Annotated in this window: 22 protein-coding genes; all 22 read left to right on the forward strand. The window is 33.1% G+C overall.

Annotated features, from left to right (window positions below):
• The first annotated feature begins 102 nt into the window (after window positions 1-102).
• The 22 genes from aroC to BLQ66_RS10055 all read left to right on the forward strand — a co-directional run bounded on the left by aroC (window position 103) and on the right by BLQ66_RS10055 (window position 25,157).
• Window positions 103-1,203 carry a chorismate synthase gene (aroC, locus tag BLQ66_RS09950; protein WP_074522029.1) on the forward strand — a complete coding sequence of 367 codons (1,101 nt, stop codon included), beginning with the start codon at window positions 103-105 and terminating at the stop codon, window positions 1,201-1,203.
• An 11-nt stretch (window positions 1,204-1,214) separates the two neighbouring features.
• The gene (tgt, locus tag BLQ66_RS09955; RefSeq protein ID WP_027431410.1) at window positions 1,215-2,357 is read left to right on the forward strand and encodes a tRNA guanosine(34) transglycosylase Tgt; all 1,143 of its coding nucleotides are present in this window, start codon (window positions 1,215-1,217) and stop codon (window positions 2,355-2,357) included.
• A gap of 114 nt (window positions 2,358-2,471) precedes the next feature.
• On the forward strand, window positions 2,472-2,759 hold the full coding sequence (gene yajC, locus BLQ66_RS09960) for a preprotein translocase subunit YajC (RefSeq protein WP_074522030.1): 288 nt from the start codon (window positions 2,472-2,474) through the stop codon (window positions 2,757-2,759).
• A gap of 126 nt (window positions 2,760-2,885) precedes the next feature.
• The gene (locus BLQ66_RS09965; RefSeq protein ID WP_074522031.1) at window positions 2,886-3,956 is read left to right on the forward strand and encodes a cache domain-containing protein; all 1,071 of its coding nucleotides are present in this window, start codon (window positions 2,886-2,888) and stop codon (window positions 3,954-3,956) included.
• A 155-nt stretch (window positions 3,957-4,111) separates the two neighbouring features.
• Window positions 4,112-5,197: a 3-isopropylmalate dehydrogenase gene (leuB, locus tag BLQ66_RS09970; protein WP_074522032.1), complete on the forward strand. Its 1,086-nt coding sequence runs from the start codon at window positions 4,112-4,114 to the stop codon at window positions 5,195-5,197.
• A 21-nt stretch (window positions 5,198-5,218) separates the two neighbouring features.
• Window positions 5,219-6,895 (forward strand): dihydroxy-acid dehydratase, encoded by a 1,677-nt coding sequence (gene ilvD / locus BLQ66_RS09975; protein ID WP_074522033.1) that lies wholly within the window; start codon window positions 5,219-5,221, stop codon window positions 6,893-6,895.
• Between the two features lie 185 nt (window positions 6,896-7,080).
• Entirely contained in the window at window positions 7,081-8,787 is a 1,707-nt protein-coding gene (ilvB, locus tag BLQ66_RS09980) for a biosynthetic-type acetolactate synthase large subunit (protein ID WP_074522034.1), read from the forward strand.
• A gap of 230 nt (window positions 8,788-9,017) precedes the next feature.
• Complete coding sequence (serC, locus tag BLQ66_RS09985) at window positions 9,018-10,100, forward strand: 3-phosphoserine/phosphohydroxythreonine transaminase (protein ID WP_074522035.1); 1,083 nt, start codon at window positions 9,018-9,020, stop codon at window positions 10,098-10,100.
• 35 nt (window positions 10,101-10,135) lie between these two features.
• Window positions 10,136-11,299: a phosphoglycerate dehydrogenase gene (locus tag BLQ66_RS09990; RefSeq protein WP_074522036.1), complete on the forward strand. Its 1,164-nt coding sequence runs from the start codon at window positions 10,136-10,138 to the stop codon at window positions 11,297-11,299.
• 163 nt (window positions 11,300-11,462) lie between these two features.
• On the forward strand, window positions 11,463-12,803 hold the full coding sequence (locus BLQ66_RS09995) for an MATE family efflux transporter (RefSeq protein ID WP_074522037.1): 1,341 nt from the start codon (window positions 11,463-11,465) through the stop codon (window positions 12,801-12,803).
• A 104-nt stretch (window positions 12,804-12,907) separates the two neighbouring features.
• Complete coding sequence (locus BLQ66_RS10000; RefSeq protein WP_074522038.1) at window positions 12,908-14,143, forward strand: DUF1015 domain-containing protein; 1,236 nt, start codon at window positions 12,908-12,910, stop codon at window positions 14,141-14,143.
• Between the two features lie 47 nt (window positions 14,144-14,190).
• On the forward strand, window positions 14,191-15,126 hold the full coding sequence (locus BLQ66_RS10005; protein WP_083330341.1) for an alpha/beta hydrolase: 936 nt from the start codon (window positions 14,191-14,193) through the stop codon (window positions 15,124-15,126).
• 101 nt (window positions 15,127-15,227) lie between these two features.
• Window positions 15,228-17,669: a 1,4-alpha-glucan branching enzyme gene (glgB, locus tag BLQ66_RS10010; RefSeq protein ID WP_074522039.1), complete on the forward strand. Its 2,442-nt coding sequence runs from the start codon at window positions 15,228-15,230 to the stop codon at window positions 17,667-17,669.
• 13 nt (window positions 17,670-17,682) lie between these two features.
• Window positions 17,683-18,567 carry a mechanosensitive ion channel family protein gene (locus BLQ66_RS10015; RefSeq protein WP_074522040.1) on the forward strand — a complete coding sequence of 295 codons (885 nt, stop codon included), beginning with the start codon at window positions 17,683-17,685 and terminating at the stop codon, window positions 18,565-18,567.
• A gap of 191 nt (window positions 18,568-18,758) precedes the next feature.
• The gene (locus tag BLQ66_RS10020) at window positions 18,759-19,688 is read left to right on the forward strand and encodes a hypothetical protein (RefSeq protein WP_074522041.1); all 930 of its coding nucleotides are present in this window, start codon (window positions 18,759-18,761) and stop codon (window positions 19,686-19,688) included.
• Window positions 19,689-19,776: 88 nt separating this feature from the next.
• Window positions 19,777-20,136, forward strand: a complete 360-nt coding sequence (locus BLQ66_RS10025; protein WP_074522042.1) for a hypothetical protein — start codon at window positions 19,777-19,779, stop codon at window positions 20,134-20,136.
• 95 nt (window positions 20,137-20,231) lie between these two features.
• Window positions 20,232-20,507: a LytTR family DNA-binding domain-containing protein gene (locus BLQ66_RS10030; RefSeq protein WP_074522043.1), complete on the forward strand. Its 276-nt coding sequence runs from the start codon at window positions 20,232-20,234 to the stop codon at window positions 20,505-20,507.
• A gap of 26 nt (window positions 20,508-20,533) precedes the next feature.
• Complete coding sequence (locus BLQ66_RS10035) at window positions 20,534-21,736, forward strand: ABC transporter permease family protein (RefSeq protein ID WP_074522044.1); 1,203 nt, start codon at window positions 20,534-20,536, stop codon at window positions 21,734-21,736.
• A gap of 18 nt (window positions 21,737-21,754) precedes the next feature.
• Entirely contained in the window at window positions 21,755-22,864 is a 1,110-nt protein-coding gene (locus BLQ66_RS10040; RefSeq protein ID WP_074522045.1) for an ABC transporter permease, read from the forward strand.
• A 2-nt stretch (window positions 22,865-22,866) separates the two neighbouring features.
• The gene (locus tag BLQ66_RS10045) at window positions 22,867-23,538 is read left to right on the forward strand and encodes an ABC transporter ATP-binding protein (RefSeq protein ID WP_074522046.1); all 672 of its coding nucleotides are present in this window, start codon (window positions 22,867-22,869) and stop codon (window positions 23,536-23,538) included.
• Window positions 23,539-23,709: 171 nt separating this feature from the next.
• Window positions 23,710-24,510 carry a polyphosphate polymerase domain-containing protein gene (locus BLQ66_RS10050; RefSeq protein ID WP_074522047.1) on the forward strand — a complete coding sequence of 267 codons (801 nt, stop codon included), beginning with the start codon at window positions 23,710-23,712 and terminating at the stop codon, window positions 24,508-24,510.
• Entirely contained in the window at window positions 24,462-25,157 is a 696-nt protein-coding gene (locus tag BLQ66_RS10055; protein ID WP_074522048.1) for a DUF4956 domain-containing protein, read from the forward strand. Before BLQ66_RS10050 ends, BLQ66_RS10055 begins: the two co-directional genes overlap by 49 nt.
• Window positions 25,158-25,218 lie beyond the last annotated feature (61 nt).

A 25,218-nucleotide genomic window follows, 5' to 3' on the forward strand; every position in this document is an offset into this window, starting at 1 on the left:
TTATTATGGTATAGAAGCAGAAGTGTTTTCTATTTTCGATATGTAATAAGTTTTGTAAGAACGTCCAAACTACTTGTTTGTGACTTTGATTGGAGGTAAATTTTGGCAGGCTCAACATTTGGCAACATTTTTAAGATATCAACTTGGGGAGAGTCCCATGGAGAGGCTCTAGGCGTCGTAATTGACGGTTGTCCCGCAGGACTTAAACTAGAGGCTAAGGATATTCAAGATTTCCTTAATAGAAGAAAACCAGGTACATCTAAGTTTACTACACCAAGAAAGGAAGACGATGAAGTTTCCATTCTTTCAGGTGTTTTTGAAGGTAAGACAACAGGATGCCCAATTTCTTTAGTAGTATTTAATAAGCAGCAAAGATCCGCTGACTATAGCGAGATTGCTAGTTTCTATAGACCAGGTCATGCAGATTATACATTTGATATGAAGTATGGTTTTAGAGACTACAGAGGAGGCGGCAGAAGTTCTGGTAGAGAGACTATTGGTAGAGTTGCAGCAGGAGCAATTGCAATTAAGATTTTAGAAAGTCTAGGAATTAAGATTGATGCTTATGCTAAGGAAATCGGTGGAATTTCTATTGATTATAACAATTTTGATTTAAAAGAAAGAGATAAGAATCCTTTTAATATGCCAGATAGCAAAGCAGCTAGTGAGGTGGAAGAGCTTGCTAGTAAGAAGAGAGCCGAAGGGGATTCTCTTGGTGGAGTCATTGAATGCCAGATAAAGGGCGTCATGCCAGGAATTGGCGAGACAGTTTTTGATAAGTTAGATGCTAGACTAGCACAGGCTATTATGTCTATCGGGGCTTGCAAGGGCTTTGAAATTGGAAAGGGCTTTGAAGTGGCTAGTATGTTTGGCTCTACTAATAATGATGCATTTTCAATAAAAGATGGCAAGATAACTAAGGAAACTAACAATGCCGGCGGAATACTAGGCGGTATGTCAGATGGTAGCGATGTTATCTTTAGAGCTGCCTTTAAGCCAACACCATCTATTTCTAAAATGCAGAACACAGTTAATAAATCTAACGAAGAAATTGAGGTTAGCATTAAAGGCCGCCATGACCCATTAGTGGTTCCAAGAGCGGTGGTTGTAGTTGAAGCAATGGCAGCCCTAAGCCTTGTAGATTTAATATTTACCAACATGACAGCAAGAATGGACAAGATTGTTGATTTTTATAAAAATTAGGAGAAAATAATATGTATAAGATTTTAGCAACTTCAGGAAATGCTAAGAGAGCTGAATTTACAACAGTTCACGGAACAGTTCAAACTCCTGTCTTTATGAATGTAGGTACAGTTGCAGCAATTAAGGGTGCTGTAGCAACAACAGACCTTCAGGAAATTGGCACACAGATTGAACTTTCTAACACATATCATCTTCATGTACGTACAGGAGATAAGCTAATTAAAGAATTAGGCGGCTTACATAAGTTTATGAATTGGGATAAGCCAATCCTTACAGATTCAGGCGGATTCCAGGTATTCTCTCTTGCAGGCTTAAGAAAGATTAAAGAAGAGGGAGTTACTTTCCAGTCTCATATTGATGGACATAAGATTTTTATGGGCCCTGAGGAGAGTATGCAGATTCAGTCAAACCTTGGTTCAACTATTGCCATGGCCTTTGATGAGTGTGCTCCTGCTAAGGCTGATAGAAACTATGTTGAGAAGTCAGTAGCAAGAACTACACGTTGGCTTGAACGTTGTAAAAAAGAAATGGATAGACTTAATTCTTTAGAGGATACAGTTAATCCACATCAGATGCTCTTTGGTATTAATCAGGGTGCGGTTTATGATGATATTAGAATTGAACATGCAAAGAGAATTACTGAGATGGATCTTGACGGTTATGCTGTTGGTGGTCTTGCAGTTGGTGAGACTCATGAGGAAATGTATCACGTACTTGATAAGGTAGTACCTTACCTTCCAAAGGAGAAGCCTACATATCTTATGGGTGTTGGTACACCAGCTAATATCTTAGAGGCTGTTGATAGAGGTATTGATTTCTTTGATTGCGTTTATCCATCAAGAAATGGTAGACATGGTCATGTTTATACTAAGTTTGGTAAGATTAACCTCTTTAATGCTAAGTATGAAAAGGATTTAGCACCAATTGAAGAGGGCTGTAATTGTCCTGCTTGTCGCAATTATTCAAGAGCCTATATAAGACACTTACTTAAGGCTAAGGAAATGCTTGGTATGAGACTTTGCGTTTTACATAATCTCTATTTCTACAATCATTTAATGACAGATATTAGAGGCGCTATTGAAGCTGGTAATTATAAGAGCTTTAAGGATGAGAGATTATATTTACTTAAGACTTATGACAAGGATAAGAAATAAATTTCTTTGAATTTATCAATATTTAATAGACATAGAAGTTAATTTGGTTTATTATTTTTAAAGTGATGTTAGAGTTAAACTAACGTTTAATGAAGAAAAACTAGGAGGTTATTTATGAGTTCAGGTATAGTTATGGTCATTTATATTGTTGCTATCATCGCTATGATGTATTTCTTGGCAATCAGACCACAGAAGAAGCAGCAGAAGGAACAGCAGATTCTTATGGAATCAATGGAGGTAGGAGATGTAGTTCTTACTACTAGTGGTTTCTACGGAGTGATCATTAGTCTTTCTGAAGATGATGTTATTGTAGAATTTGGTAACAACAAGAACTGCCGTATTCCAATGCAGAAGAAGGCAATTGCTCAGGTTGAGAAGGCTACAACATCAGAAGATAACTAATTAATATATGATTTTTTAAGTCGCTAGAGATTTCTAGCGACTTTTTTTAATGCAAATTTTTTATAGTCATGATATAATATATAAAAATATTGTGATACTAAATTAGTCTAAGTATTGGGGGTAAAAGTGAAATCTAAACTAGTAAAATTGCTAAAAATCAATCTTAGTTTACTTATATATACGCTTCTAGTCTTAATTGTTGTGATTACATTTTCATATGCCAAATATCTAGACAAGGCTAATGAGACCATAAATTCAACTATTGAGAGCATTCAGACTAATATTGATAAGGAGGACTTAGAAAGTCTAAATGCTTACGTTTCTAGCATTTTTTCAAGTCTTTCTGATAGAAATGTGGCAGAAGATGAGATAAATACTAAGCACACGGCAGATTTTGGCCACCTAAAGGACTATAAGGAATATGCATCTGTTGAAAATGCCCTTTCACTTGTTTTTGAGGCCAATGAAAGTATCTATGACTTGTCGCTTTTATACATAGACCTAGATAATAACAGAATGGTATATTTAGCGGATGAGGGGCCGTATGATTTAGGGGTCTTTAGGGGACTTAGCTATTCTTATTATAGTAAGATTGTTTTAAAGAAGAAGGCCAGCCTATCAAGCTTAAATAAAACCTGGATTGCTTACAGGGGCGCTAATATCTATAACGACAACAACAAGGTAATTGCCACTGTCAATGTAAGTATTAATATGGATTTGTTTAAGGAAAATGTAATTTCTATATGTATTTTATGCTTAATAATCTATCTTTGTACTTGCCTAGTAGTTTCCTTAGTTTTCTTAAAACTACCGGCAGCCTATAAAAAGGCCAGCGTATATTTAAAGGCTAATGAAATAATTGTCATATCTAAGAAGGAAAAGAAAAGAAGGGCAAAGGAAGAAAAGAAACTAAGAAAGAAGGAAGCCAAGGCAAGGGAAGAAAAAGAGTTAGAGGAAGAGTTTAAAAAAGACATCTTAGAGGAGAATAAAAGAAATTATGAAGCGAAGGCAGACGAGGAGTTTACTAGTACTAAGACACCTATAGATTCAGACGAAGTCATAGATTCAGATTCAGAGATAGATTCAGAGACAGAAGAGATAGCATCTACTGAAATGGAACCTATGTCAAAACCTAGAGAAAATAAAGAAGGGGAGGAAGAGCATCCAGTTATTGACTGGATAGTTGATCAATTATAAGCTTATTAATCCCTAATCGGTATCGATTAGGGATTTTTTAATTCAGAAAAATAAAATTAAGTTGTAATACAACTTGACTTATGCGGTTAGACAACTGTAATATATAATATAAACCAAATACAGTTGGTTTAAATTAGGATAAGAGGTATGTAGTTATGGAATGTAAGATTACTTTAATTCCTGGTGATGGAATCGGACCAGAAATTGTAGGAGAGGCAGTTAAGGTGCTAAATAAGGTGGCTGATAAGTTTGGCCATACTTTTAATTATACTAAGATTTTAATGGGAGGTTGCTCCATTGATGAGTACGGTGTTCCACTAACAGATGAGGCAGTAGAGATTTGTAAGGCATCAGATGCAGTTTTACTTGGTGCTGTAGGTGGTAATGTAGGTAATTCAAGATGGTATGATGTAGCACCTAATTTAAGACCAGAAGCTGGACTTTTAAAGATACGTAAGGATTTAGGCTTATTTGCAAATTTAAGACCAGCTTACCTATATAATGAATTAAGAAAAGCTTGTCCTTTAAAGGAAGAGATTACAAAGGATGGCTTTGATATGATTATTGTAAGAGAGCTTACAGGTGGTCTTTACTTTGGTGAAAGAGAGACTAAGACTGTTAACGGTATTTTAGAGGCTAGAGATACTCTTACATATAATGAAGAAGAAATTAGAAGAATTGCTATTAAGGCATTTGAAATTGCAAGAAAGAGAAAGAAGAAGGTAACATCTGTTGATAAGGCAAATGTACTTGATTCTTCTAGACTTTGGAGAAAGGTTGTAGAGGAAGTAGCTAAGGATTATGAGGATGTAACTTTAGAGAATATGTTAGTTGATAACTGCGCTATGCAGCTTGTTATGAACCCTGGACAGTTTGATGTTATCTTAACTGAGAACATGTTTGGTGACATTTTATCAGATGAAGCAAGTATGATTACAGGCTCTATTGGAATGTTATCATCTGCATCACTTGGTAAGACAAAGCTTGGACTTTACGAGCCAAGTCACGGTTCAGCACCAGATATTGCAGGTCTTAATAAGGCAAATCCAATTGCAACAATTCTTTCAGCAGCAATGATGCTTAGGTATAGTCTTGATCTTGATAAGGAGGCGGATGCTATTGAGGAGGCAGTAGCCAAGGTATTAAGTGATGGTTATAGAACAGTTGATATAGCTTCTAAGGAGACAAAAGAAGTTGTAGGAACTGATAGAATGGGCGATTTAATCGTCGCTAATATTTAGTTAAAGAAAGGAAGAAGGATTATGAAGAGTGATAATGTAAAAAAAGGTATGCAACAAGCACCACATCGTTCCCTATTTAATGCCTTAGGATTTACTGAGGAAGAGATGGAAAAGCCATTAGTTGGTGTAGTTAGCTCATATAATGAAATTGTTCCAGGTCATATGAACCTAGATAAGATTGTAAATGCAGTAAAGATGGGTGTAGCAGAAGCTGGCGGTGTTCCAGTTGTTATTCCAGCTATTGCTGTATGTGATGGTATTGCTATGGGTCACATCGGTATGAAGTATTCTCTTGTAACAAGAGACTTAATCGCAGACTCTACTGAGTCCCTTGCAATTGCACACCAGTTTGATGCCTTAGTTATGGTTCCAAACTGTGATAAGAACGTTCCTGGCTTACTTATGGCAGCAGCTAGAGTAAACGTTCCTACTGTATTTGTATCAGGTGGTCCTATGCTTGCAGGTAGAGTTAAGGGTCACAAGACTAGCCTTTCTTCTATGTTTGAAGCTGTTGGCGCTTACGCAGCAGGTAAGATGAGCGAAGAGGATGTAAAGGAATACGAGCATAAGGCATGTCCTACATGTGGTTCATGTTCAGGTATGTATACAGCTAATTCTATGAACTGCTTAACAGAAGTTCTTGGTATGGGTCTTAAAGGAAATGGAACAATTCCTGCAGTTTACTCAGAAAGAATTAAGCTTGCTAAGCATGCAGGTATGGCTGTTATGGAAATGTATAGAAAGAATATTCGTCCAAGAGATATCATGACAAAGGATGCTATTATGAATGCCTTAACTGTTGATATGGCCCTTGGTTGTTCAACAAATTCAATGCTTCATCTTCCAGCTATTGCTCACGAAGTAGGCTTTGATTTTGATATTAAATTTGCAAATCCAATCTCAGAAAAGACTCCAAACCTTTGTCACCTTGCACCAGCAGGTCCAACTTACATGGAAGACTTAAATGAGGCCGGTGGTGTATATGCAGTAATGAAGGAACTTGATAGTCTTGGTCTTATTAATAGAGACTGTATGACAGTTACAGGTAAGACCGTTGGTGAGAATATTGAAAATGCTAGAAATTTAGATCCAGAAGTTATTAGACCAGTTTCAAATCCATATTCTAAGACAGGTGGACTTGCAGTACTTTCAGGTAACTTAGCTCCAGACGGTTCAGTTGTTAAGCGTTCAGCTGTTGTTGATGAAATGCTTGTACATGAAGGACCAGCAAGAGTATTTGATTGTGAAGATGATGCAATTGTTGCTATTAAGGGTGGAAAGATTAATCCTGGCGACGTTGTTGTTATTAGATATGAAGGACCAAAGGGTGGACCTGGTATGAGAGAAATGCTTAATCCTACATCAGCTATTGCAGGTATGGGACTTGGCTCATCAGTAGCTTTAATTACTGATGGTAGATTCTCAGGCGCAAGCCGTGGTGCATCAATTGGACATGTTTCTCCAGAAGCTGCTGTTGGCGGACCTATTGCTTTAGTAGAAGAAGGAGATATTATCTCAATTGATATCCCTAAGCTAAGCCTTAACTTAAAGGTTTCTGATGAAGAATTAGAGAAGAGAAGACAGGCTTGGACTCCAAGAGAACCAAAGGTTACAACAGGCTACTTAAAGAGATATGCTTCTATGGTTACATCAGGTAACAGAGGTGCAATTCTAGAAGTTCCTAAGGGTGTAAACTAATATTTAGACTTTATTTATATATAAAAAAGTATTAAACTAAGTCTTAAGCTGTATTATGGCCACAGCTTAAGACTTATAACTTAATACTCAGGTATAATCGCATTTAATACCGGGTTTTAAGTATATTTTCCTAATAGTTACACATTTACTTAAAAACTATAGGGTCGAAATAGGAGAGAAGGTTTATGAAAATTAATGGTTCAGAGATCATCGTTGAATGTTTGAAAGAACAAGGCGTTGATACAGTTTTTGGATATCCAGGAGGAGCTATCCTTAACGTATATGACGCACTTTATAAGCATTCTGATGAAATTACTCATGTATTAACAAGTCATGAGCAAGGGGCTGCTCATGCTGCAGATGGATACGCAAGAGCAACAGGTAAGGTTGGTGTTTGCTTTGCTACATCAGGTCCTGGGGCAACTAATCTTGTAACTGGTATTGCTACAGCTTATATGGATTCAATTCCTGTAGTAGCAATTACTTGTAATGTTACTGTACCTTTACTTGGTAAGGATTCCTTCCAGGAGGTAGATATTGCAGGTGTTGCTATGCCTATTACTAAGCACAGCTATATCGTTAAGGATGTTACAAAACTTGCAGATACAATTAGAGCTGCATTTAGAATAGCTAAAGAGGGACGTCCAGGCCCTGTTTTAGTGGATGTTACAAAGGATGTAACAGCTAATTTAACTGAATTTACTAAGATGACAATTGAAGCTCCAAAAAGAAAAGTTGCTGATATCAGTGAGGAAGATTTAGATAAGGCAGCAGCTATGATTAAGGCTTCTAAAAAGCCATTCCTTTATGTTGGTGGTGGTGTAATTTTATCTGATGCTTCAGAAGAATTAAGAGAATTTGCTAACTTAGTAGATGCACCAGTTTGCGATTCCTTAATGGGTAAAGGTGCATTTTCAGGACATGACAAGAAATATACTGGCATGATTGGTATGCATGGTACTAAGACTTCAAACTTTGGAGTGTCTGAGTGTGACCTACTTATTGCCATCGGTGCTAGATTCTCAGATAGAGTGACAGGTAATGCTAAGAAGTTTGCCCGTCATGCTAAGATCTTACATATTGATGTAGATCCAGCTGAAATCAATAAGAATATTCATACAGATGCCTCAATTATTGGCGATGCTAAGGAAGTTTTAGCACGTCTTAATGCTAAGCTTACAAAGCAGGATCATGCTGAGTGGATTGCCCATATTGAGGATTATTCAAAGAAGTTCCCAATGAAGTATAATAAGGACTCTCTAAATGGTCCTAATATTATGGAGAATATCGATAGAATCACTAAGGGTGAGGCTATTATTGCAACAGATGTTGGACAGCATCAGATGTGGGCAGCCCAGCATTATAAGTACACAAGTCCACGTACACTTCTTACATCAGGTGGCCTTGGAACTATGGGTTATGGTCTAGGTGCTGCAATTGGTGCTAAGGTAGGCAAAAAGGATAAGATTGTAATTAACATTGCTGGTGATGGATGTTTTAGAATGAACATGAATGAAATTGCTACAGCAACTCGTTACAATATCCCAGTTATTGAGATTATCTTTAACAACCACGTACTTGGTATGGTTAGACAGTGGCAGGATCTCTATTATGGCAAGAGATATTCCGCTACAGTTTTAGAGGATCAGGTAGATTTTGTTAAGGTTTCAGAAGGTATGGGAGCTCACGCTGTTAGAGTTACAACTATTGAGGAGTTTAATAAGGCCCTAGAGGAGGCAATTAAGCTTAATATTCCTTGTGTTATTGAATGTGTAATTGAAAAGGATGACAAGGTATTCCCAATGGTTTCTCCAGGTGCAGCTATTTCTGAAGCATTTGATAGAGAAGATCTTAATAAAAAGGAAGCAGAGGCAAAGAAGGCTTCTAAGTAAAAGTAACTAATTAATGCCGTTAGCATTTATTAGATAGAAAATGTTTATAGCTAGGAGCTTTGTTAATTAGTTGACAAATCAAGTACTATAAACTAAAATTCTACTTGTCTGATATCTTTTGGCTGATGTCAGACAAGTCTAGGAGCCCCCAAGTTCTCTAACCGCATAAAAAGAGAATATGGCTACTTTAAGGGGCTTTTTGTAATTTAAAATCTAGGAGGAAGAGAAAAGTGGCAAGAGTTTATAACTTTAGTGCAGGTCCAGCTGTTTTACCTGAGGAAGTATTAAAAGAAGCAGCAGACGAAATGTTAGATTATAAGGGTTCTGGTCAGTCCGTAATGGAAATGAGTCATAGATCTAAGGTTTATGATGCAATCATTAAAGAGGCTGAAAAGGATTTAAGAGATCTATTAAACATTCCTGATAACTACAAGGTATTATTCCTTCAGGGTGGTGCATCACAGTTCTTTGCTGAAGTACCAATGAACCTTATGAAGAATAAGAAGGCTGGTTATATTCTTACAGGACAGTGGGCTAAGAAGGCCTTTGCTGAAGCTAAGATTTATGGTGAGGCTGTTGAATTAGCATCTTCTGCTGACAAGACATTCTCATATATTCCTGATTGCTCAGATTTAGCTATTACAGATGATATGGATTACGTTTACATTTGTGAAAATAATACTATCTACGGAACAAAGTATAAGACTCTTCCTAACACAAAGGGTAAGTTACTTGTATCTGATGTATCTTCATGCTTCTTATCTGAACCTATGGATGTAACTAAGTATGGTGTAGTTTATGGTGGTGTTCAAAAGAATATCGGACCTGCTGGTGTTGTAATTGCAATTATCAGAGAAGATTTAATTACAGACGATGTATTAGAAGGCACTCCAACAATGCTTAAGTGGAAGACTCAAAGTGATAATGATTCACTTTATAATACACCTCCTTGTTATAATATTTATATTTGCGGTAAGGTATTTAAGTGGATTAAGAAAATGGGCGGCCTTAGCGCTATGAAGGAACATAACGAGAAGAAGGCTAAGATCCTTTATGATTTCTTAGATGAGTCTAAGATGTTTAAGGGAACTGTTCGTAAGGAAGATAGATCACTTATGAACGTACCATTTGTAACAGATAGCGAAGAGCTTAATGCTAAATTCATTAAGGAAGCTAGTGAAGCTGGTTTTGTTAACTTAAAGGGACACAGAACAGTAGGCGGTATGAGAGCTTCTATCTACAATGCTATGCCAATCGAAGGCGTAGAAAAGTTAGTAGAATTCATGAGAGAATTTGAAAAGAAGAATGCTTAATAACTAGTTAATGAATTGTTAAAAGGGAGATTAAAATGGTTAACGTACATTGTTTAAATAATATAGCTAGCTGTGGTCTTGATTTATTCACAGCAGATTATAATACAGAAAGTTCATATGAGGATGCTAATGCAGTCTTAGTAAGATCTGCAAAGATGCATGATTTAGACCTTTCAAATAATTTAGTAGCAATTGCAAGAGCTGGTGCTGGTGTTAATAACATCCCTCTTGAAAAGTGCGCTGAGGCTGGTGTTGTTGTATTTAACACACCTGGTGCTAATGCAAATGCTGTTAAGGAGCAGGTACTTGCTACAATGTTACTTGCATCACGTGATTTAATTGGCGGTAACAAGTGGGTTGAGGAGAATAAGGCTGATGCTGATATTGCAAAGGCTACTGAAAAAGCTAAGAAGGCTTTTGCTGGTAGAGAAATTGCAGGCAAGAAGCTTGGTGTTATTGGCCTTGGTGCTATTGGACAGTTAGTTGCTAATGCAGCTATTAGTCTTGGTATGGAAGTTTATGGTTATGATCCATATCTTTCAGTAGCAGCAGCTCTTAACCTTTCAAGAGAAGTAAAGCATGTTATTGATGTTAATGATATTTACAAAGAGTGTAACTATATTACAGTACATGTTCCAGCGCTTGATTCTACAAAGGGCATGATTGGAAAAGAAGCATTTGAATTAATGCAGGATGGAACTGTAGTTATTAACTGTGCAAGAGATGTATTAGTTGATGAGGATGTTATTGGTGATTACTTAAAGTCTGGCAGAGTTAAGTGCTATGTTTCAGATTTCCCAAATCCTAAGACAGCTAACATGGAAGGTGCACTTGTATTCCCACATCTTGGCGCATCTTCTGCAGAAGCTGAAGACAACTGTGCTGTTATGGCAGTTAAGCAGATTAGAGATTTTATTGAAAATGGTAACATCAAGAATTCTGTTAACTATCCAGCTTGTGATTTAGGTGTTTGCCCTACTGAAAGCAGAGTAGCAGTTTGCCACAAGAATGTACCAGCTGTAATTTCTAAGATTACATCTGTTATGGGTGCTGCAAATGTAAACATTGAATCTATGGCTAATGCTTCAAGAGGTGAATATGCTTATTCATTACTTGACCTTGATAAGCAGGCAGATACAGCTGTAATTACTGAGCTTGCATCAATTGATGGCGTAATTAAGGTAAGAGTTGTAAAGTAAAATAGATAGTGATATAATTTCTAGCGGGTATTGGAAGTTTACTTTCAATACCCCTTTATTTTTTTGCTTATTTATAATAATATTTTAACTAATCTAAAGTCTTGTTATTAATGGGTAAAACTATAAAGCTTGTTATGTATTAAATATTAGTTAGGAGTAATTTATGCAAATAGAGAAGAAATCAACAGTAAAAGACATGACAAGTGGAAATATTGGAAAACAACTTATATTGTTTATGATTCCCTTGCTTGTAGGTAACATTTTCCAACAGCTATACAATACTATTGATAGTATCGTAGTTGGTAATTATGTAGGAAAGGATGCGCTAGCTGCAGTAACAAGTACATCTCCCATTTCTATTATGCTTGTGGGCTTCTTTATGGGTATGTCTACAGGTGCTGGTGTAATTGTTTCTCAGTATTTTGGCGCAAGAGATGAGAAATCTTTAAGAAAAAGCGTTCATACAGCTATTATGCTAACTATAATTCTAGGCTTTGCTTTTATGCTTATTGGTTATTTAATTACACCAATTATGCTTAAGCTTATGGATACACCAGATTCAGTAATGGCAGATGCCAATACTTATCTTAGAACTTACTTTTTAGGTATTTTAGGACTTATGCTTTATAATATGGCCTCTGGAATTTTAAGGGCGGTAGGTGATTCTAAGACACCGCTATACATTTTAATATTTAGCTCAATCCTTAATATTATTCTAGATTTATTCTTTGTAATTGTGCTTAATCTAGGAGTCGCAGGCGTGGCTTATGCAACAATTATTTCTCAGTTTTTATCAGCTGTAATTGTTATTGGTATGCTTCTTTTAAGTAAGGATATTTATAGCCTAAGATTAAAGGAATTAAGAATTGATATGCCAATTCTTAAAAAGATAGTAAAGGTGGGACTTCCAGCAGGACTTCAAACGGCCATCGTTTCATTTTCAAATGTATTCGTTCAATCCTATATCAATCACTTTGGGGCAGAAGCCGCTGCAGCCTGGGGCGTATATAGTAGAATTGATGCCTTTGTTATTTTACCAATGCAAAGTATGGGTCTTTCAATTACTACCTTTGTTGGCCAAAATGCTGGTGCAGGTCAGAAAAAGAGAATTAGAGATGGAATTAGAATTGCTATGATTATGGCCATTATTATAACTACAGTTATTTGTATCCCTCTAGTTTACTTTGCGCCAAAGATTGTGGTTTTATTTAACAAGGAAGCACAGGTTATTGCCTTTGCAGCTCTCTTTATTAGAGTGAATGAACTTTTTGATATAGTAGCTTGTACAAATCAGATTCAGGCAGGTGCCCTAAGAGGTGTGGGGAATGCCATTGTGCCATCAATTGTTATGATTTTTAGTTTTGTATTTTTTAGACAAATATACCTAAAAATCGTGTCTATGCTAACTAGCTCAATTATACCTATTGCTTGGGGTTATCCAGCAGGTTGGATTTGCTGTAGTATAGTACTTTTTATTTACTTTAGATTCAACAAAATAGCCTAAAAGTATCTATAAATAATTGTAATAAATTGACTTCAATGTTACAATAAAATACGTGGAAAATGATTTAAGCAATATTAGAATATTGCGAATTTGGAGGAAATTTTATGGCAATTATTAGACCATTTGAATGTGTAAGACCTAACACAGAAGTGGCAGCAAGATTTGCAGCTCTCCCTTATGATGTTTACAACAGGGAAGAGGCTACAAAGGAAGTGGAAAGAGAACCTATGTCCTTTTTAAAGATTGATAGGGCAGAGACTCAATTTAGTGAAGATGTAGATACTTATGCGGATGAGGTATATTTAAAGGCAAGAGAGCTATTTTTAAAGGCTATAGAGGATGGCACTTTAATTACAGATAGCGACAAGGCCTATTATATATATGAATTAACAATGGATAATAGAACCCAGACAGGTATAGTGGCTACTGCATCCATTGATGATTATGAGAATAATGTTATTAAGAAACACGAGAATACGAGAGCAGATAAAGAGGCTGATAGAATTAGACATGTGGATAGTCTATCAGCACAAACTGGCCCTATCTTTTTAGCTTATAGAGCAAGTGAAGCTATTAATGCCGAAGTTAAGAAGGCTAAGGAAAATGCGCCTCTGTATTCTTTTGTTTCAAATGATGGCATTAGACATAGAGTTTTTAAGATTAATAATCCTGAATCGGTTATGTGTATTAAGAATGCATTTGAAAAGATTGATTCTATCTATATTGCTGATGGTCATCACAGAGCAGCATCTGCTGTAAAAGTGGGACTTAAGCGTCGTAGTGAGGCTAAAAACTACACAGGGGAAGAAGAATTTAATTACTTCCTTTCAGTTTTATTCCCTGATGAAGAATTAATGATTATGGACTATAATAGAGTCATTAAGGACTTAAATGGTCTTTCTAGTATACAGTTTATAAAGGCGCTAGAGGATAAGGGTTTTGATGTCCTTGAAGCTAAGGAAGCTGTTAAACCTTCTAAGAAGGCAAGCTTTGGCATGTACTTAGAAGGAAAATGGTATGAACTAAGAGCAAGAGAAGAAATTTTATCAACAGATCCAGTGGATGGGCTTGATGTGGCAATTTTACAAAACAATTGCTTAACACCACTTCTTGGAATTTCAGATCCAAAGACTGATAAAAGAATTGATTTTGTTGGTGGAATTAGAGGCTTAAAAGAATTAGAGGAGAGATGTAACAAGGACTGTGTTTTAGCATTTTCAATGTATCCAACTTCTATTCAGGAATTGTTTGCAGTAGCGGATGCTAACAGACTTATGCCTCCTAAATCAACATGGTTTGAGCCTAAGCTTCGTTCTGGTTTATTTATCCATAGAATTTAGTTAAATAAATTCTTAAAAAATTTATTGGAAATATAAGAGGTATTATTATGACTCATGAAAGCTTTGAAATTGATATAGACTATGAAAAATTAGGTCTAAAGCATGATTGTAAAAAAGCGACAATAACAACTTATATTAAGGATTCATATCCTAATGATCAGGATAAGTTTAATAGACCCTTGATTGTGATTTTCCCAGGGGGTGGTTATCATCACCATTCTGTAAGAGAGGCAGAACCAATAGCTATAAAGATGCTTGATTATGGCTTTAATGCAGTGGTGGTTAGATATTCACTTATGCCTAATACTTATCCATGCCAGTTATATGAGGCTTGCGCTGCTATGAAATATGTAAGAGATAATGCAGCTAAATGGGATACTAATCCAGATAATATTGTTATTGCTGGTTTTTCTGCAGGGGCTCATGTGGCAGGACTTCTTGGAACAAAGTGGAATACTAGTGAAGTCACTCCAATTATAAAGGAGCTAAATTGTGATAATGAATATATAAAGCCTAATAAGATGATGCTTGGATATCCGGTTATTTCATCTGGAGAATGTGCCCATAGAGCTTCTTTTGAAAGACTCATATATGGTGGTACAAAGAATGAATTAGAAGGACAAAGATTAGAAGGAATTGCTGGCCAGGACGGGGATTTAACTGGAGGAATGCTAACAGGAGATAGGGATTATTTATATGAAGAATTGTCTTTGGAAAAATGTGTCACTAAGGATACTCCAACAACTTTCCTTTGGCATACCTTTAGCGACGCTTCAGTGCCAGTAAAGAATTCTTTACTTATGGCGGAGAGCTTAGAAGCTAAGGGAATTCCTTTTGAATATCATGTATTTCCAAAGGGACATCATGGTTCGGCTCTAGGAACAAAGGAAACCGCATCTAAAAACCTAGGTCACTACGAACCAAGTCTTGCAATATGGACTAAGATGTTTAGGAATTTTGTCTTAGGAGAACTTGTCTTATAATAATGGAGAACTTGTAAAAAGTAGACATAAGGGAATTGTAAAAAATAGACATTAAGAAAAGATAGAAATGATAGAGTAGATACAAAATGGGAGGTAGAAAAATGAATAAGAAATTGTACAATGTTATGAATTGGCCAGAAATTGAAGGGATTGTTTATGCGGAGGCTAGTAATCCCTTTAGTTTACTTGGCTCTCATGCAATTAAGGAAGGTAATTTAATCCAAATCTTTAGACCTGATGCTGTAGAAGTTTCAATTAAAGTGGATGGAAAAAAATACGAACTTGAAAAGGTAGATGAGGCAGGATTTTTTGCATGTCTTATTTCTTCAAAAAAGAAGAAGCTTGATTATAGTGTTGTATTAGAAGATGTTAAGGGTAAGACTATTAGTTATAAGGATGCTTACGCCTTTAATACATTTTCAAAAGCATCAGTCTTTAAAAATTTCTTTGCAGGTATGGAACATAAGGCAAATGAAATCTTTAGCCCTAAGCTAACAAGTATTGATGGTGTGGAAGGTTGCCTATTTACAGTTTGGGTAGAAGATGCAATTAGAGTTAGTGTGGTAGCAGATTTTAACAACTGGGATGGACGTATTCATCAGATGGAAAAAATTGATGATAGAGGTATTTTCCAGATATTTATTCCAGGTGTGACTGCTGGTGCTAAGTATCTTTATGAAATTAAGGTTAAGGGACAAAAGGAATTTAGAAAACTTGATCCCTTTGCATTAGAAGTTTCTAAAAAGCCAGAAGATTGCTGCATAGTAAGAGAAGCTAAATTAGAAGCAGATATTGTAAAATTTAAGAATAAAAAGACAGATGCTCCTATAAGAATCTATGAATTAAATTTGGATGCTTGGAGCAAGAAATCTGAAGCAAAGACTTATAAGTATTTGGCTAATGATATTATTTCCTATGTTAAAAAGGCAGGCTACACTCATGTTAATTTAATGCCAGTTGCACATTATCTAAATGATAAGACTTATGGTTATGCAACAGTCTCAATGTTTGCACCAACATCAAGATTTGGCAATTCAAAGGATTTCCTTGAATTTGTTAATGAATTTCATAAAAATGGCATAGCTGTAATAATTGATTGGAATTGCGCTTACTTTGGAACAGATGCTAGAGGCTTAGATAAGTTTAATGGAACTAATATTTATGGTGGTTTAAAGCCTATTCTTGAAAAAGATGAAACATGGGATGTTTATACCTATGATTATTATAATAACTGTGTTTTATCTTTCCTTTATAGTAGTTTGTATTATTGGATTGAGAACTATTCTATTGATGGAATTAGAATAGATAGCCTTGCCTCAATGCTATATCTTGATTATGGTAAGGAAGCAGGAAGTTGGATTCCTAATATTTATGGTGGAAATGAGAATTTAGCTGCAATTGATTTTATTAAGAAGATAAATAAGATTGCAACTAAAGAAGGCATTATTACTATAGCAGATGAAACTAGTGGTTGGATTGGAATTACAAAGACTTTTGATGGCGATAATTTAGGATTTGATTATTTACAAAACAAGAACTGGACAGAGGAATATTTAAATTTCTATGAACAAGATCCTTTATTTAGAAAAGGTTTATATGAGAATTTAACCTTCCCTATGGTTTATCATTTTAATGAGAAATTCCTTCAGAAATTTTCAAGTGCAGACCTTTATGGAACCGGAGTTTCTCTATATTCATTAGCTGCTGGTAAAGATGATGAAGAAAAAGAGTCAGATTTACGTACAGCTCTTGCTTATCTTTATTTTTATCCAGGTTCTAAGATGATTACTTTTGGACAGGATTTAGGCCTTGATATGACAAATCCTGCAAAAAAGGAAGCATGGGAATTAGTTGATGAGAATAGAGAAAACTATATTAAGTCATTAAATGGATTTTTAGATAAATACGCAGAGGTATTTAAGAATGATGATAATGAAGATTCCTTTGAATGGCTAGAAAACAATAATGCAACTGAGACGGTTTTAAGCTTTGCAAGAAAATCTGCAAAGGGTAAGATTTTAACAGTGGTATTTAACTTTACACCAGTAGAAAGAAAAGCATATAGATTATTCGTTTGTGAAGAAGGTAAATATAAGGAATGCTTTAATTCTTCTTTAAAAGAATTTGGTGGAAATTTGGCTAAAACAAAAACTGTATATAGGTCAGATAGAGAAGACGAACATCCTGATGCAAGAAAGTTTATTGATATTGATATTCCAGGATTTAGTGCAGTTTGTTATGAATGTGAGGCTTATACAGAAGAAGAAATTGAAGAGAATAAGATATTAAAGGAAGCTGCAATTGCTAAAAAGAATGCTGAGGATAAGGCAAAAATTGCTAAGGAATTAGCAACTAAAGCTGAAGAGGAAGCAAGAGTTGCCCTTGAAGCTGAAAAGAAAGCTAAATTAAAAGCTGATGAGGCAATTAAGGCAAAAGAAGAGGCAGAAAGAAAAGCTAAAGATGCAATTAAGGCCTCTAAAAGAATAGATGAAGAAACTAAATTACGTTTAGAAAAATTAAAAAGTAAAAGAAGTAAGAAATAGGATGGTTTAAGTTATGTTAGAAGTATTAAATTCTACATCTGTAAATGATGCAACTACACAGATGACAACTTTTTTTTCAAAAGAAAATTTAATGAATCTAGTTACTGATTTTTGTAATTGGGCAGTGGGAGCAGTTGGAACTCTAGTCCTAGCAATTGTAATATGGATTATTGGAAAAAAGATAATTAAGGCAGTAGGAAAATTTTTAAGGAAAGTGCTTGATAGGGGAAAGCTAGATGAAGGGGTTAAAACTTTCGTATTATCAGCAGCTAGAGTGCTTTTATACATTTTCTTATTTATTATTGTAGTTGATACATTGGGATTTCAAACTACTTCCTTAATAACACTTTTAGGTACAGGTGCCTTGGCTATTGGTATGTCACTACAAGGAAGTTTGTCAAATTTTGCAGGAGGAGTTTTAATACTTATATTTAAACCATTTACTATTGGTGATTATATTGTGGTGCAAAATTCTGAGGGTAGTGTAGTTTCTATAGGTATCCTTTATACTAAACTTAGAACAGTTGATAATAAAGTAATCATGTTACCAAATGGTACACTTAGTAATTCTAATATTACAAATGTTGGTGCAGAAAATTTACGTAGACTTGATATTGAAGTGGGAATATCTTATGAAGCTGATATTAAGGATGCAAAAAGAGTTTTATCTGAAATTATTGCAAAGAGAAAAAATATCCTTACATCAGCTGGAAAAGAACCAAGAGTTGTTGTTAAGAGTTTAGATGATTCTTGTGTAACACTTGAGACAAGAACATGGTTAAAAACTGAAGATTATTGGGATACAAAATTTGAATTGCTAGAAGAATATAAAGAAGAACTTGAAAAGAATAATATTAGTATTCCGTATAACCAAATGGATGTGCATATAATTAAATAAGATATGACTTTTGAGTAAAATTAAGTGCTATTGGAGGGGCTATAATAAATTTTCTTATTATAGCTCTTCTTTTTTGTTTTTAGTATATATATGAAAAATGATTTTGACCGATTAAAGCCAAACTGTTGTTAAATACTGTGTTTATGCTACTATTAAATTATTAAATTAATAAATAGTAATGGGGGGAATGTATGAAAAAAATTTTTTGTATTACATTAAGTTGTATGTTTATTTTTTTAACAGCATGTAATAAAACAAGTGAAAGTGAAACAGAAGAAAAATTATCAGAAGAATTCACTTATGAACAAACATCTGAGTTAATAGATAATAGTGGACAAAAATATTATAATGTTAATAGCTGGGTTAGAATACCAGAACTTGATTTTCATGATACACAGAATAATCTGATAGAAGCATACTATCCTAATCAATATTTTGAAAGTGGCGTAGATTCGTTATTAGATTCCTTTGATAATAAGCCTGTGATAATAAATGTTCCGAATGGAACAAAGAAAAAAGAGGAGTATGCTAGTCAGGGTGTGTTATTTACTAAAAATGGTAAATTGCCAATTATACAGAATGATGAAATTGTAGACTATTATAATAATTTGGATTCTGCAATCATGTCTTGTATTTTGTATGGAGTTGTTGGAGAAAGTACATCATTCGAATTTAATCCTGATAATTATAGGACAATAATAACAAATCATACACGATGCAGATGTGATGTTTTACCTTTTTCAGCAGCTTTATATGAGGATTTTTTTGAATGCGATATGAGCTTTCAACTTGATATTTATGGAGTATCAAAAGAATACTTTAATGATAAATTGGGAACGTATACATATTCATCGATACAATATGAAGAATATTGTAAAGGAATAGAAGAAGATTATAAAAGCTTTGATCATTTATCTAGCTATAATTTAGATGAATCAGGTGTGTATTATATAGATTTTACACAATATAACGATGCATATGAGGATTATTATTTAGTTATGACAGATAAATCTGTGGATAACATTACATATAATATTTATGGAAGTGGTGGATATATAGTGGAAGATGAAAATGCATATCAGAAATGGAGAGAGGATAATAAAGATAAGTTTATAAATTAATATTGACCGATTAAAGCCAAACTATTGTAATATATAAAAAATATGATAATATAAATTTATAAAATTTTTTATGAAATGGGAGGGATTTATGAAACTAAAAAGATTTTTTGTAGCGGCGTTATTGACATCGTCAGTTATATTGTCTTCATTAGCATTGGTATATGCAGGGTATAATGATGGAACATATGGATATGCATATCGAAATGTAGAAGGAAGAGATGGAGTGTATAAAATAAGTGCTGGTACAGTAAGAAAAAATGGTGCACAACAATCATCTGTTAAAGTAACAAAAACATATTATGATGGTGAAGTTCAAACAGAATCTTCTGGTGTGAGAAATGAAGATGTTAATTACACAAGTGGTTATGAATACATAGAAGATTATGTAACGGAACACAAAACATATAAGAATTCATTACCGGTTTATAATATTACATTGTATAGGTAAAAGTAATTAATATTTATAAAATTTAGCAAGTAGATTATAATAATAATCTACTTGCTATTAATAAAATTAAAGTAGCAAGAAGGGGGAGGACATATATGACAATTCAAGATATTGATTTATCACTTGTTGAGTATGTAGAGGTGAGGGGCCATTATCTATATTTTATTAGTGATAATTTAGAACATAAAATTAGGGGTTCATTAAGACAAAATTATGAGGTTTTAGAAAATAAGGAATTTTTAAAGGTTAATAAATCTACTATGGTTAATAAAAATCATGTGGTAGATACTAGAAAAATAAGCAGATATTTATATTTAAAAAGTGGTAAATGTATTGAAATAAGTCGAAGAAAACTAAAGATTATAGATTAAAAAAGGTAATATAATAGAGGGTGAATATGGTAGATGCTAGATTAATTTACAGAATATTTATGAAAAGACCATTATCTATATTTGTTATGACAATAATGTCTATAATTTCTTTTTATATGATTTCCAATGAATTGATGGAAAGTATATCTAATAAAGTTTATACTCAAAGAATTCACAATATGTTTTCAATAAATGAAAGTCGAGTAGGATTAATAAAAATGACTGATGATGTTGAATCAGGAAATATTGATATAAAAAAAGTAAAGCAAGATTTTGAAAAAAGTGAATATATAAAAGGTATTGGTTTTAATTCTTCAGATTATATTTATGAAGGGATAAATGCAGAAGTTTATTTTATTGATGAAAGTATGTTAGCTTCATATAATATAAGTGTGGAAAATGAATTAAAAGAGAATATGTTAAAAGATACAGAATATATACCAGTTGTAGTAGGTTATAATTTAAGGAATAAGTTTAATATAGGTGACACTATTGATTCAACTATTGGAAATAAATATAGGGTTTATGGCTATTTAGCTAAAGATGATGCTATGTATCATGAATCAGATTTATTTGGGGGATGGACTAATTCTGATTTATATAATTTGGATGATTCATTTGTTGCTATTGTAGATAATGTAGAGGATTTTAGTTTTTTTAATTGGTATTATATAAATTTCTATGTAGATGAAGGTGATTATAATCTTGCAAAAGAGGAAATTTTAAAAATTGCAGAAAGTGATAACATCAACATACAAGTTATAAATAGGGGAGAGGAAATATTAGAAGCACAGGAAGATAATAGTATTCTTCATAGTCCCAATCTTTATATCTTAATTGTAGTATTACTAGTTAATATAATTACTATAACTATAATGACAATAACATATGTAATGATTGAAAAAAGGCAATATGGTATTTTATCTATATGTACATATAGTAGAAGAAAAATATCATTTTTAATCATCAAACAGAATGCAATTATAGTCTATTTAGCAGCAATAATTGCTTGGGCCATTAATCAAAAGTTATATAATGGAAGCATTATTATAAAATTAGCAGACTACCCATCAAATTTGCCTTATAAGATAACATTATATAGTACAATGATTATTTTGCCATTAGTATTATTTCTTATTGCATCTCTTATTATAGTAATTTCAAGTATGATTCCGGTTATTCTAATAAATAGATATAAAATACCAGAGTTAATTCATAGTAATAATTAAACTAGAGGTGGATTAGAAATGAAAAAAATAATAAATATACTTTTTAGACATAAAATGATATTAATATTTGTTATGATAGGGCAATTTGCAATCTATATAAGCGTATTTGGAATTCTAAATACACTTAATATTGCTGAATTAAAAGAAAAAGATAGGATTGAATCTGTATATAAATCAAGAATAAAAATGGAAATAATAAAATCTGTTGATTCCTCTTTGATATCAGAAGATTTAAAGAATATTGATAAAGCTAATATTATTATTACAAAAGGCTTGGCTGTAAATTATAAAGAAGCAAATTCGTCATATATAGCAGACCTTATTATAGCTTTAAATGAAGAATCGCCATATAAATTAATAGAGGGACATATACCAGGCACAGATCCGGATGATAAAGGAAAAAATCTTGTAGCAATAGGTAGAGATAAATGTAAATATGCATATGAAGAAAATGGGAAAAAATATATTACTCTTGATAATGAAAAATATGAGGTATGTGGTATATTAGGAAGTAAATATTCAGATTTTTGGGATTATAAAATTATATTAAATGTAAATAATATTGGAGATAATATAATAAGTAGAATTAACGAGCTTACGTATTTTAATATAGAGATTTTATCAAATGAAATTAATGTAAGTGATATTTATGAAGATGTTTATGTTGCAATAAAAACATGTAATAATGACGCTGCTATAGATTCGTATAAACTTTATGGTAGAGGAGAAAGTGAAATTGGAAATACTTTAGCTAGAAATAATATTAACAAAAAAATATGTATTTTGTTATTTAGTTTATGTAATTGTATTGTAATATCTGAATTCTATTTCCTAGACTATAAAAAAGAAATTGTAATTTATAAAATTCTTGGCGCAAAAAATTCATTTATCATAAAAAGATTAATGATATCATTTGTTGTTATTAGTAGCTTTACATTAATTTTATATGGATTAGTTGCTACATTATTAAATACAATTGGAATGAATGGATTAATGTATTTTAGTGTTAATGCTAAGAATATAATAAGTATGTTTATAGTTATATTATTAGTTACAGCTTTATCTATGATATATCCATATATAAAAATGACAAAATTAAACATTACAAGCATGAGATTAAAGGAGTAGTTATGATAGATATTAAGGGGTTAACAAAAGTTTTTAAAGATGGTGATTATAATAAAGTCGCTTTAGATGATATTAATTTAAAAATAAATGATGGAGAAATGGTTTCTATAATGGGCCCATCTGGTTCAGGAAAATCTACTTTGCTAAATATTATTGCATGTTTTGATGATGTAAGTAAAGGTGAGGTGTATATAAATGATAATAATATAACTTCACTTAAAAAAAGAAAAAAAGAAAAATTTAGAAGAGACAATATAAGCTTTATATTTCAGGATTATGCCTTATTAGAAAATTTTACATGTTATGAAAATGTAGAATTACCTTTATTAATTAACAAAGTAAGATCAAGAAAGACTAAGACCTTATCTTTATTAGAAAAGATGAATTTGTTAGAAGAAAAGAATAAAAAGATTAATAAATTATCAGGTGGACAAAGACAAAGAGTAGCAATTGCAAGAGCTCTAGCACTTGATACAAATTTAATTCTTGCTGATGAACCTACGGGTGCATTAGATCAAAAAATGGGTGAAGAAGTAACAGACATCTTACGAGGCATTAATAAAGAAGGAAAAACAGTTATTATTGTTACACATGATGAAAAGGTGGCTAATAAAACAGATAGAATAATTAAGTTAATGGATGGAAAAATAATAGATGATATAAAAAATGTTTAGATTAGGTAAAATTAAAGATTAGAAATTATAAAAGGTTATCAAGTAGCAAAACTTGATAACCTTTTTTGTTCACAAAGAAGTCTTTTTTCATCCACAATTAAAACACATATTTCAATTAACATAATAAATGTAAAGAGGAGATACATTAGTGTTAAATTGAAAGGAGCAGTTATGGCTATTGAAGTATTTAATAGATATGAAAAAAAGTACATGCTAACAAAGAAAAGTTTTAGAAAGCTTTTAACTAGAATCGAAGATCATATGGATATGGATAAATACAATATAAATGGCAAGCCATACACAATAAGTAATATATATTTTGATACAGATAATGATGCCCTTATAAGAGCTTCAATTGAAAAGCCTGTGTATAAAGAAAAATTAAGAATGAGAGCTTATGGTACACCAGCACTTGATGACAAGGTGTTTATAGAAATAAAGAAGAAGTATGACGGCATAGTTAATAAGAGACGTACTTCTATGACTCTTAAAGATGCCTATAATTATATACTTAAAGACAATCCACCAACACCCGCTTCAGGAAAGATTAATACTCAAGTTTTACAAGAAATCGACTATTTTAAAGATTTCTACAAGGTAAAACCTAAGTTATATCTTTCTTATGATAGATATGCATACTTTGAAAAAAATGATGGCGATTTCAGAGTAACATTTGACACAAACATTCAGACAAGACGATATGATGTTGCACTAGAAAAAGGCCAGTATGGAAGTCAGTTACTAGAAGCAGATCAGGTTTTAATGGAAATTAAAATCAGTGGAGCTGTTCCAATGTGGTTTACGAAGATTTTATCAGAATTAAGAGTCTATCCAGTATCATTTTCTAAGTACGGAACAGAGTACAAGAGATATGTATTAGAGAATACTCAAAGAGAATTTATTGAAAATAAAGGAGAAATAATATGTTCGAATCAATTTTATCCTCAGCTACAAGCAGTAGCTTCACTGTAAATGAGTTTTTAATTGCTGAACTAGTAGCTATTGTTTTAGGTTTAATTATTGGCGTTGCTTATATGGTAGCTTGCAAGAATGACGGTTATTCTAAGAATTTTATCGTGGGTTTATCAATCTTACCAACAGTTGTGGCAGCAGTAATTTTATTTATTGGTAGTGATGTGGCAAGAGCATTTTCAATGGCAGGAGCACTTACACTTGTTAGATTCCGTTCTGCTCCTGGTAATGCTAAAGACATTTCAGTAGTATTTTTATCTATGGCAACAGGCCTAGGATGTGGTTTAGGTTATATAGGATATGCAGCAATCTTCGCAGTAATAGCAGTTATTCTATTAATTATTCTAAGTTTAAGCGCATTTGCTAAAAAGCCATCTAACAAAAAGCAGCTTAGAGTAACAATTCCTGAAAACTTAAATTATACTAATGCCTTTAATGATGTTTTTGAAAAATTTGTAAATGAATGTAGACTTACAAGAGTAAAGACAACTAACATGGGTACAATGTTTGAATTGACTTATGAAATGTCTTTAAAGGATGAATCTAAGGAAAAGAAATTTATTGATGAACTAAGAACTAGAAATGGCAATTTAAATATTATTCTTGGGATGATGCCAGCGGGAAATGAAGGTTCATTAAACGGTTAATCAATCCTTGTAGTTATTTGCGTAACAAATCACTACAAATTATAGTTTTCGTAAAAAGCAG

The organism is Lachnospira pectinoschiza, assembly GCF_900103815.1.
GTDB lineage: Bacteria > Bacillota > Clostridia > Lachnospirales > Lachnospiraceae > Lachnospira > Lachnospira pectinoschiza_B.

What these genes read in the sequence shown, in the direction of transcription:
- tgt (WP_027431410.1), top strand. Translation starts at nt 1,215, where the DNA reads ATGTATAAGATTTTAGCAACTTCAGGAAATGCTAAGAGAGCTGAATTT.
- yajC (WP_074522030.1), top strand. Translation starts at nt 2,472, where the DNA reads ATGAGTTCAGGTATAGTTATGGTCATTTATATTGTTGCTATCATCGCT.
- leuB (WP_074522032.1), top strand. Translation starts at nt 4,112, where the DNA reads ATGGAATGTAAGATTACTTTAATTCCTGGTGATGGAATCGGACCAGAA.
- ilvD (WP_074522033.1), top strand. Translation starts at nt 5,219, where the DNA reads ATGAAGAGTGATAATGTAAAAAAAGGTATGCAACAAGCACCACATCGT.
- ilvB (WP_074522034.1), top strand. Translation starts at nt 7,081, where the DNA reads ATGAAAATTAATGGTTCAGAGATCATCGTTGAATGTTTGAAAGAACAA.
- BLQ66_RS09990 (WP_074522036.1), top strand. Translation starts at nt 10,136, where the DNA reads ATGGTTAACGTACATTGTTTAAATAATATAGCTAGCTGTGGTCTTGAT.
- BLQ66_RS09995 (WP_074522037.1), top strand. Translation starts at nt 11,463, where the DNA reads ATGCAAATAGAGAAGAAATCAACAGTAAAAGACATGACAAGTGGAAAT.
- BLQ66_RS10000 (WP_074522038.1), top strand. Translation starts at nt 12,908, where the DNA reads ATGGCAATTATTAGACCATTTGAATGTGTAAGACCTAACACAGAAGTG.
- BLQ66_RS10005 (WP_083330341.1), top strand. Translation starts at nt 14,191, where the DNA reads ATGACTCATGAAAGCTTTGAAATTGATATAGACTATGAAAAATTAGGT.
- glgB (WP_074522039.1), top strand. Translation starts at nt 15,228, where the DNA reads ATGAATAAGAAATTGTACAATGTTATGAATTGGCCAGAAATTGAAGGG.
- BLQ66_RS10015 (WP_074522040.1), top strand. Translation starts at nt 17,683, where the DNA reads ATGTTAGAAGTATTAAATTCTACATCTGTAAATGATGCAACTACACAG.
- BLQ66_RS10020 (WP_074522041.1), top strand. Translation starts at nt 18,759, where the DNA reads ATGAAAAAAATTTTTTGTATTACATTAAGTTGTATGTTTATTTTTTTA.
- BLQ66_RS10025 (WP_074522042.1), top strand. Translation starts at nt 19,777, where the DNA reads ATGAAACTAAAAAGATTTTTTGTAGCGGCGTTATTGACATCGTCAGTT.
- BLQ66_RS10030 (WP_074522043.1), top strand. Translation starts at nt 20,232, where the DNA reads ATGACAATTCAAGATATTGATTTATCACTTGTTGAGTATGTAGAGGTG.
- BLQ66_RS10035 (WP_074522044.1), top strand. Translation starts at nt 20,534, where the DNA reads ATGGTAGATGCTAGATTAATTTACAGAATATTTATGAAAAGACCATTA.
- BLQ66_RS10040 (WP_074522045.1), top strand. Translation starts at nt 21,755, where the DNA reads ATGAAAAAAATAATAAATATACTTTTTAGACATAAAATGATATTAATA.
- BLQ66_RS10045 (WP_074522046.1), top strand. Translation starts at nt 22,867, where the DNA reads ATGATAGATATTAAGGGGTTAACAAAAGTTTTTAAAGATGGTGATTAT.
- BLQ66_RS10050 (WP_074522047.1), top strand. Translation starts at nt 23,710, where the DNA reads ATGGCTATTGAAGTATTTAATAGATATGAAAAAAAGTACATGCTAACA.
- BLQ66_RS10055 (WP_074522048.1), top strand. Translation starts at nt 24,462, where the DNA reads ATGTTCGAATCAATTTTATCCTCAGCTACAAGCAGTAGCTTCACTGTA.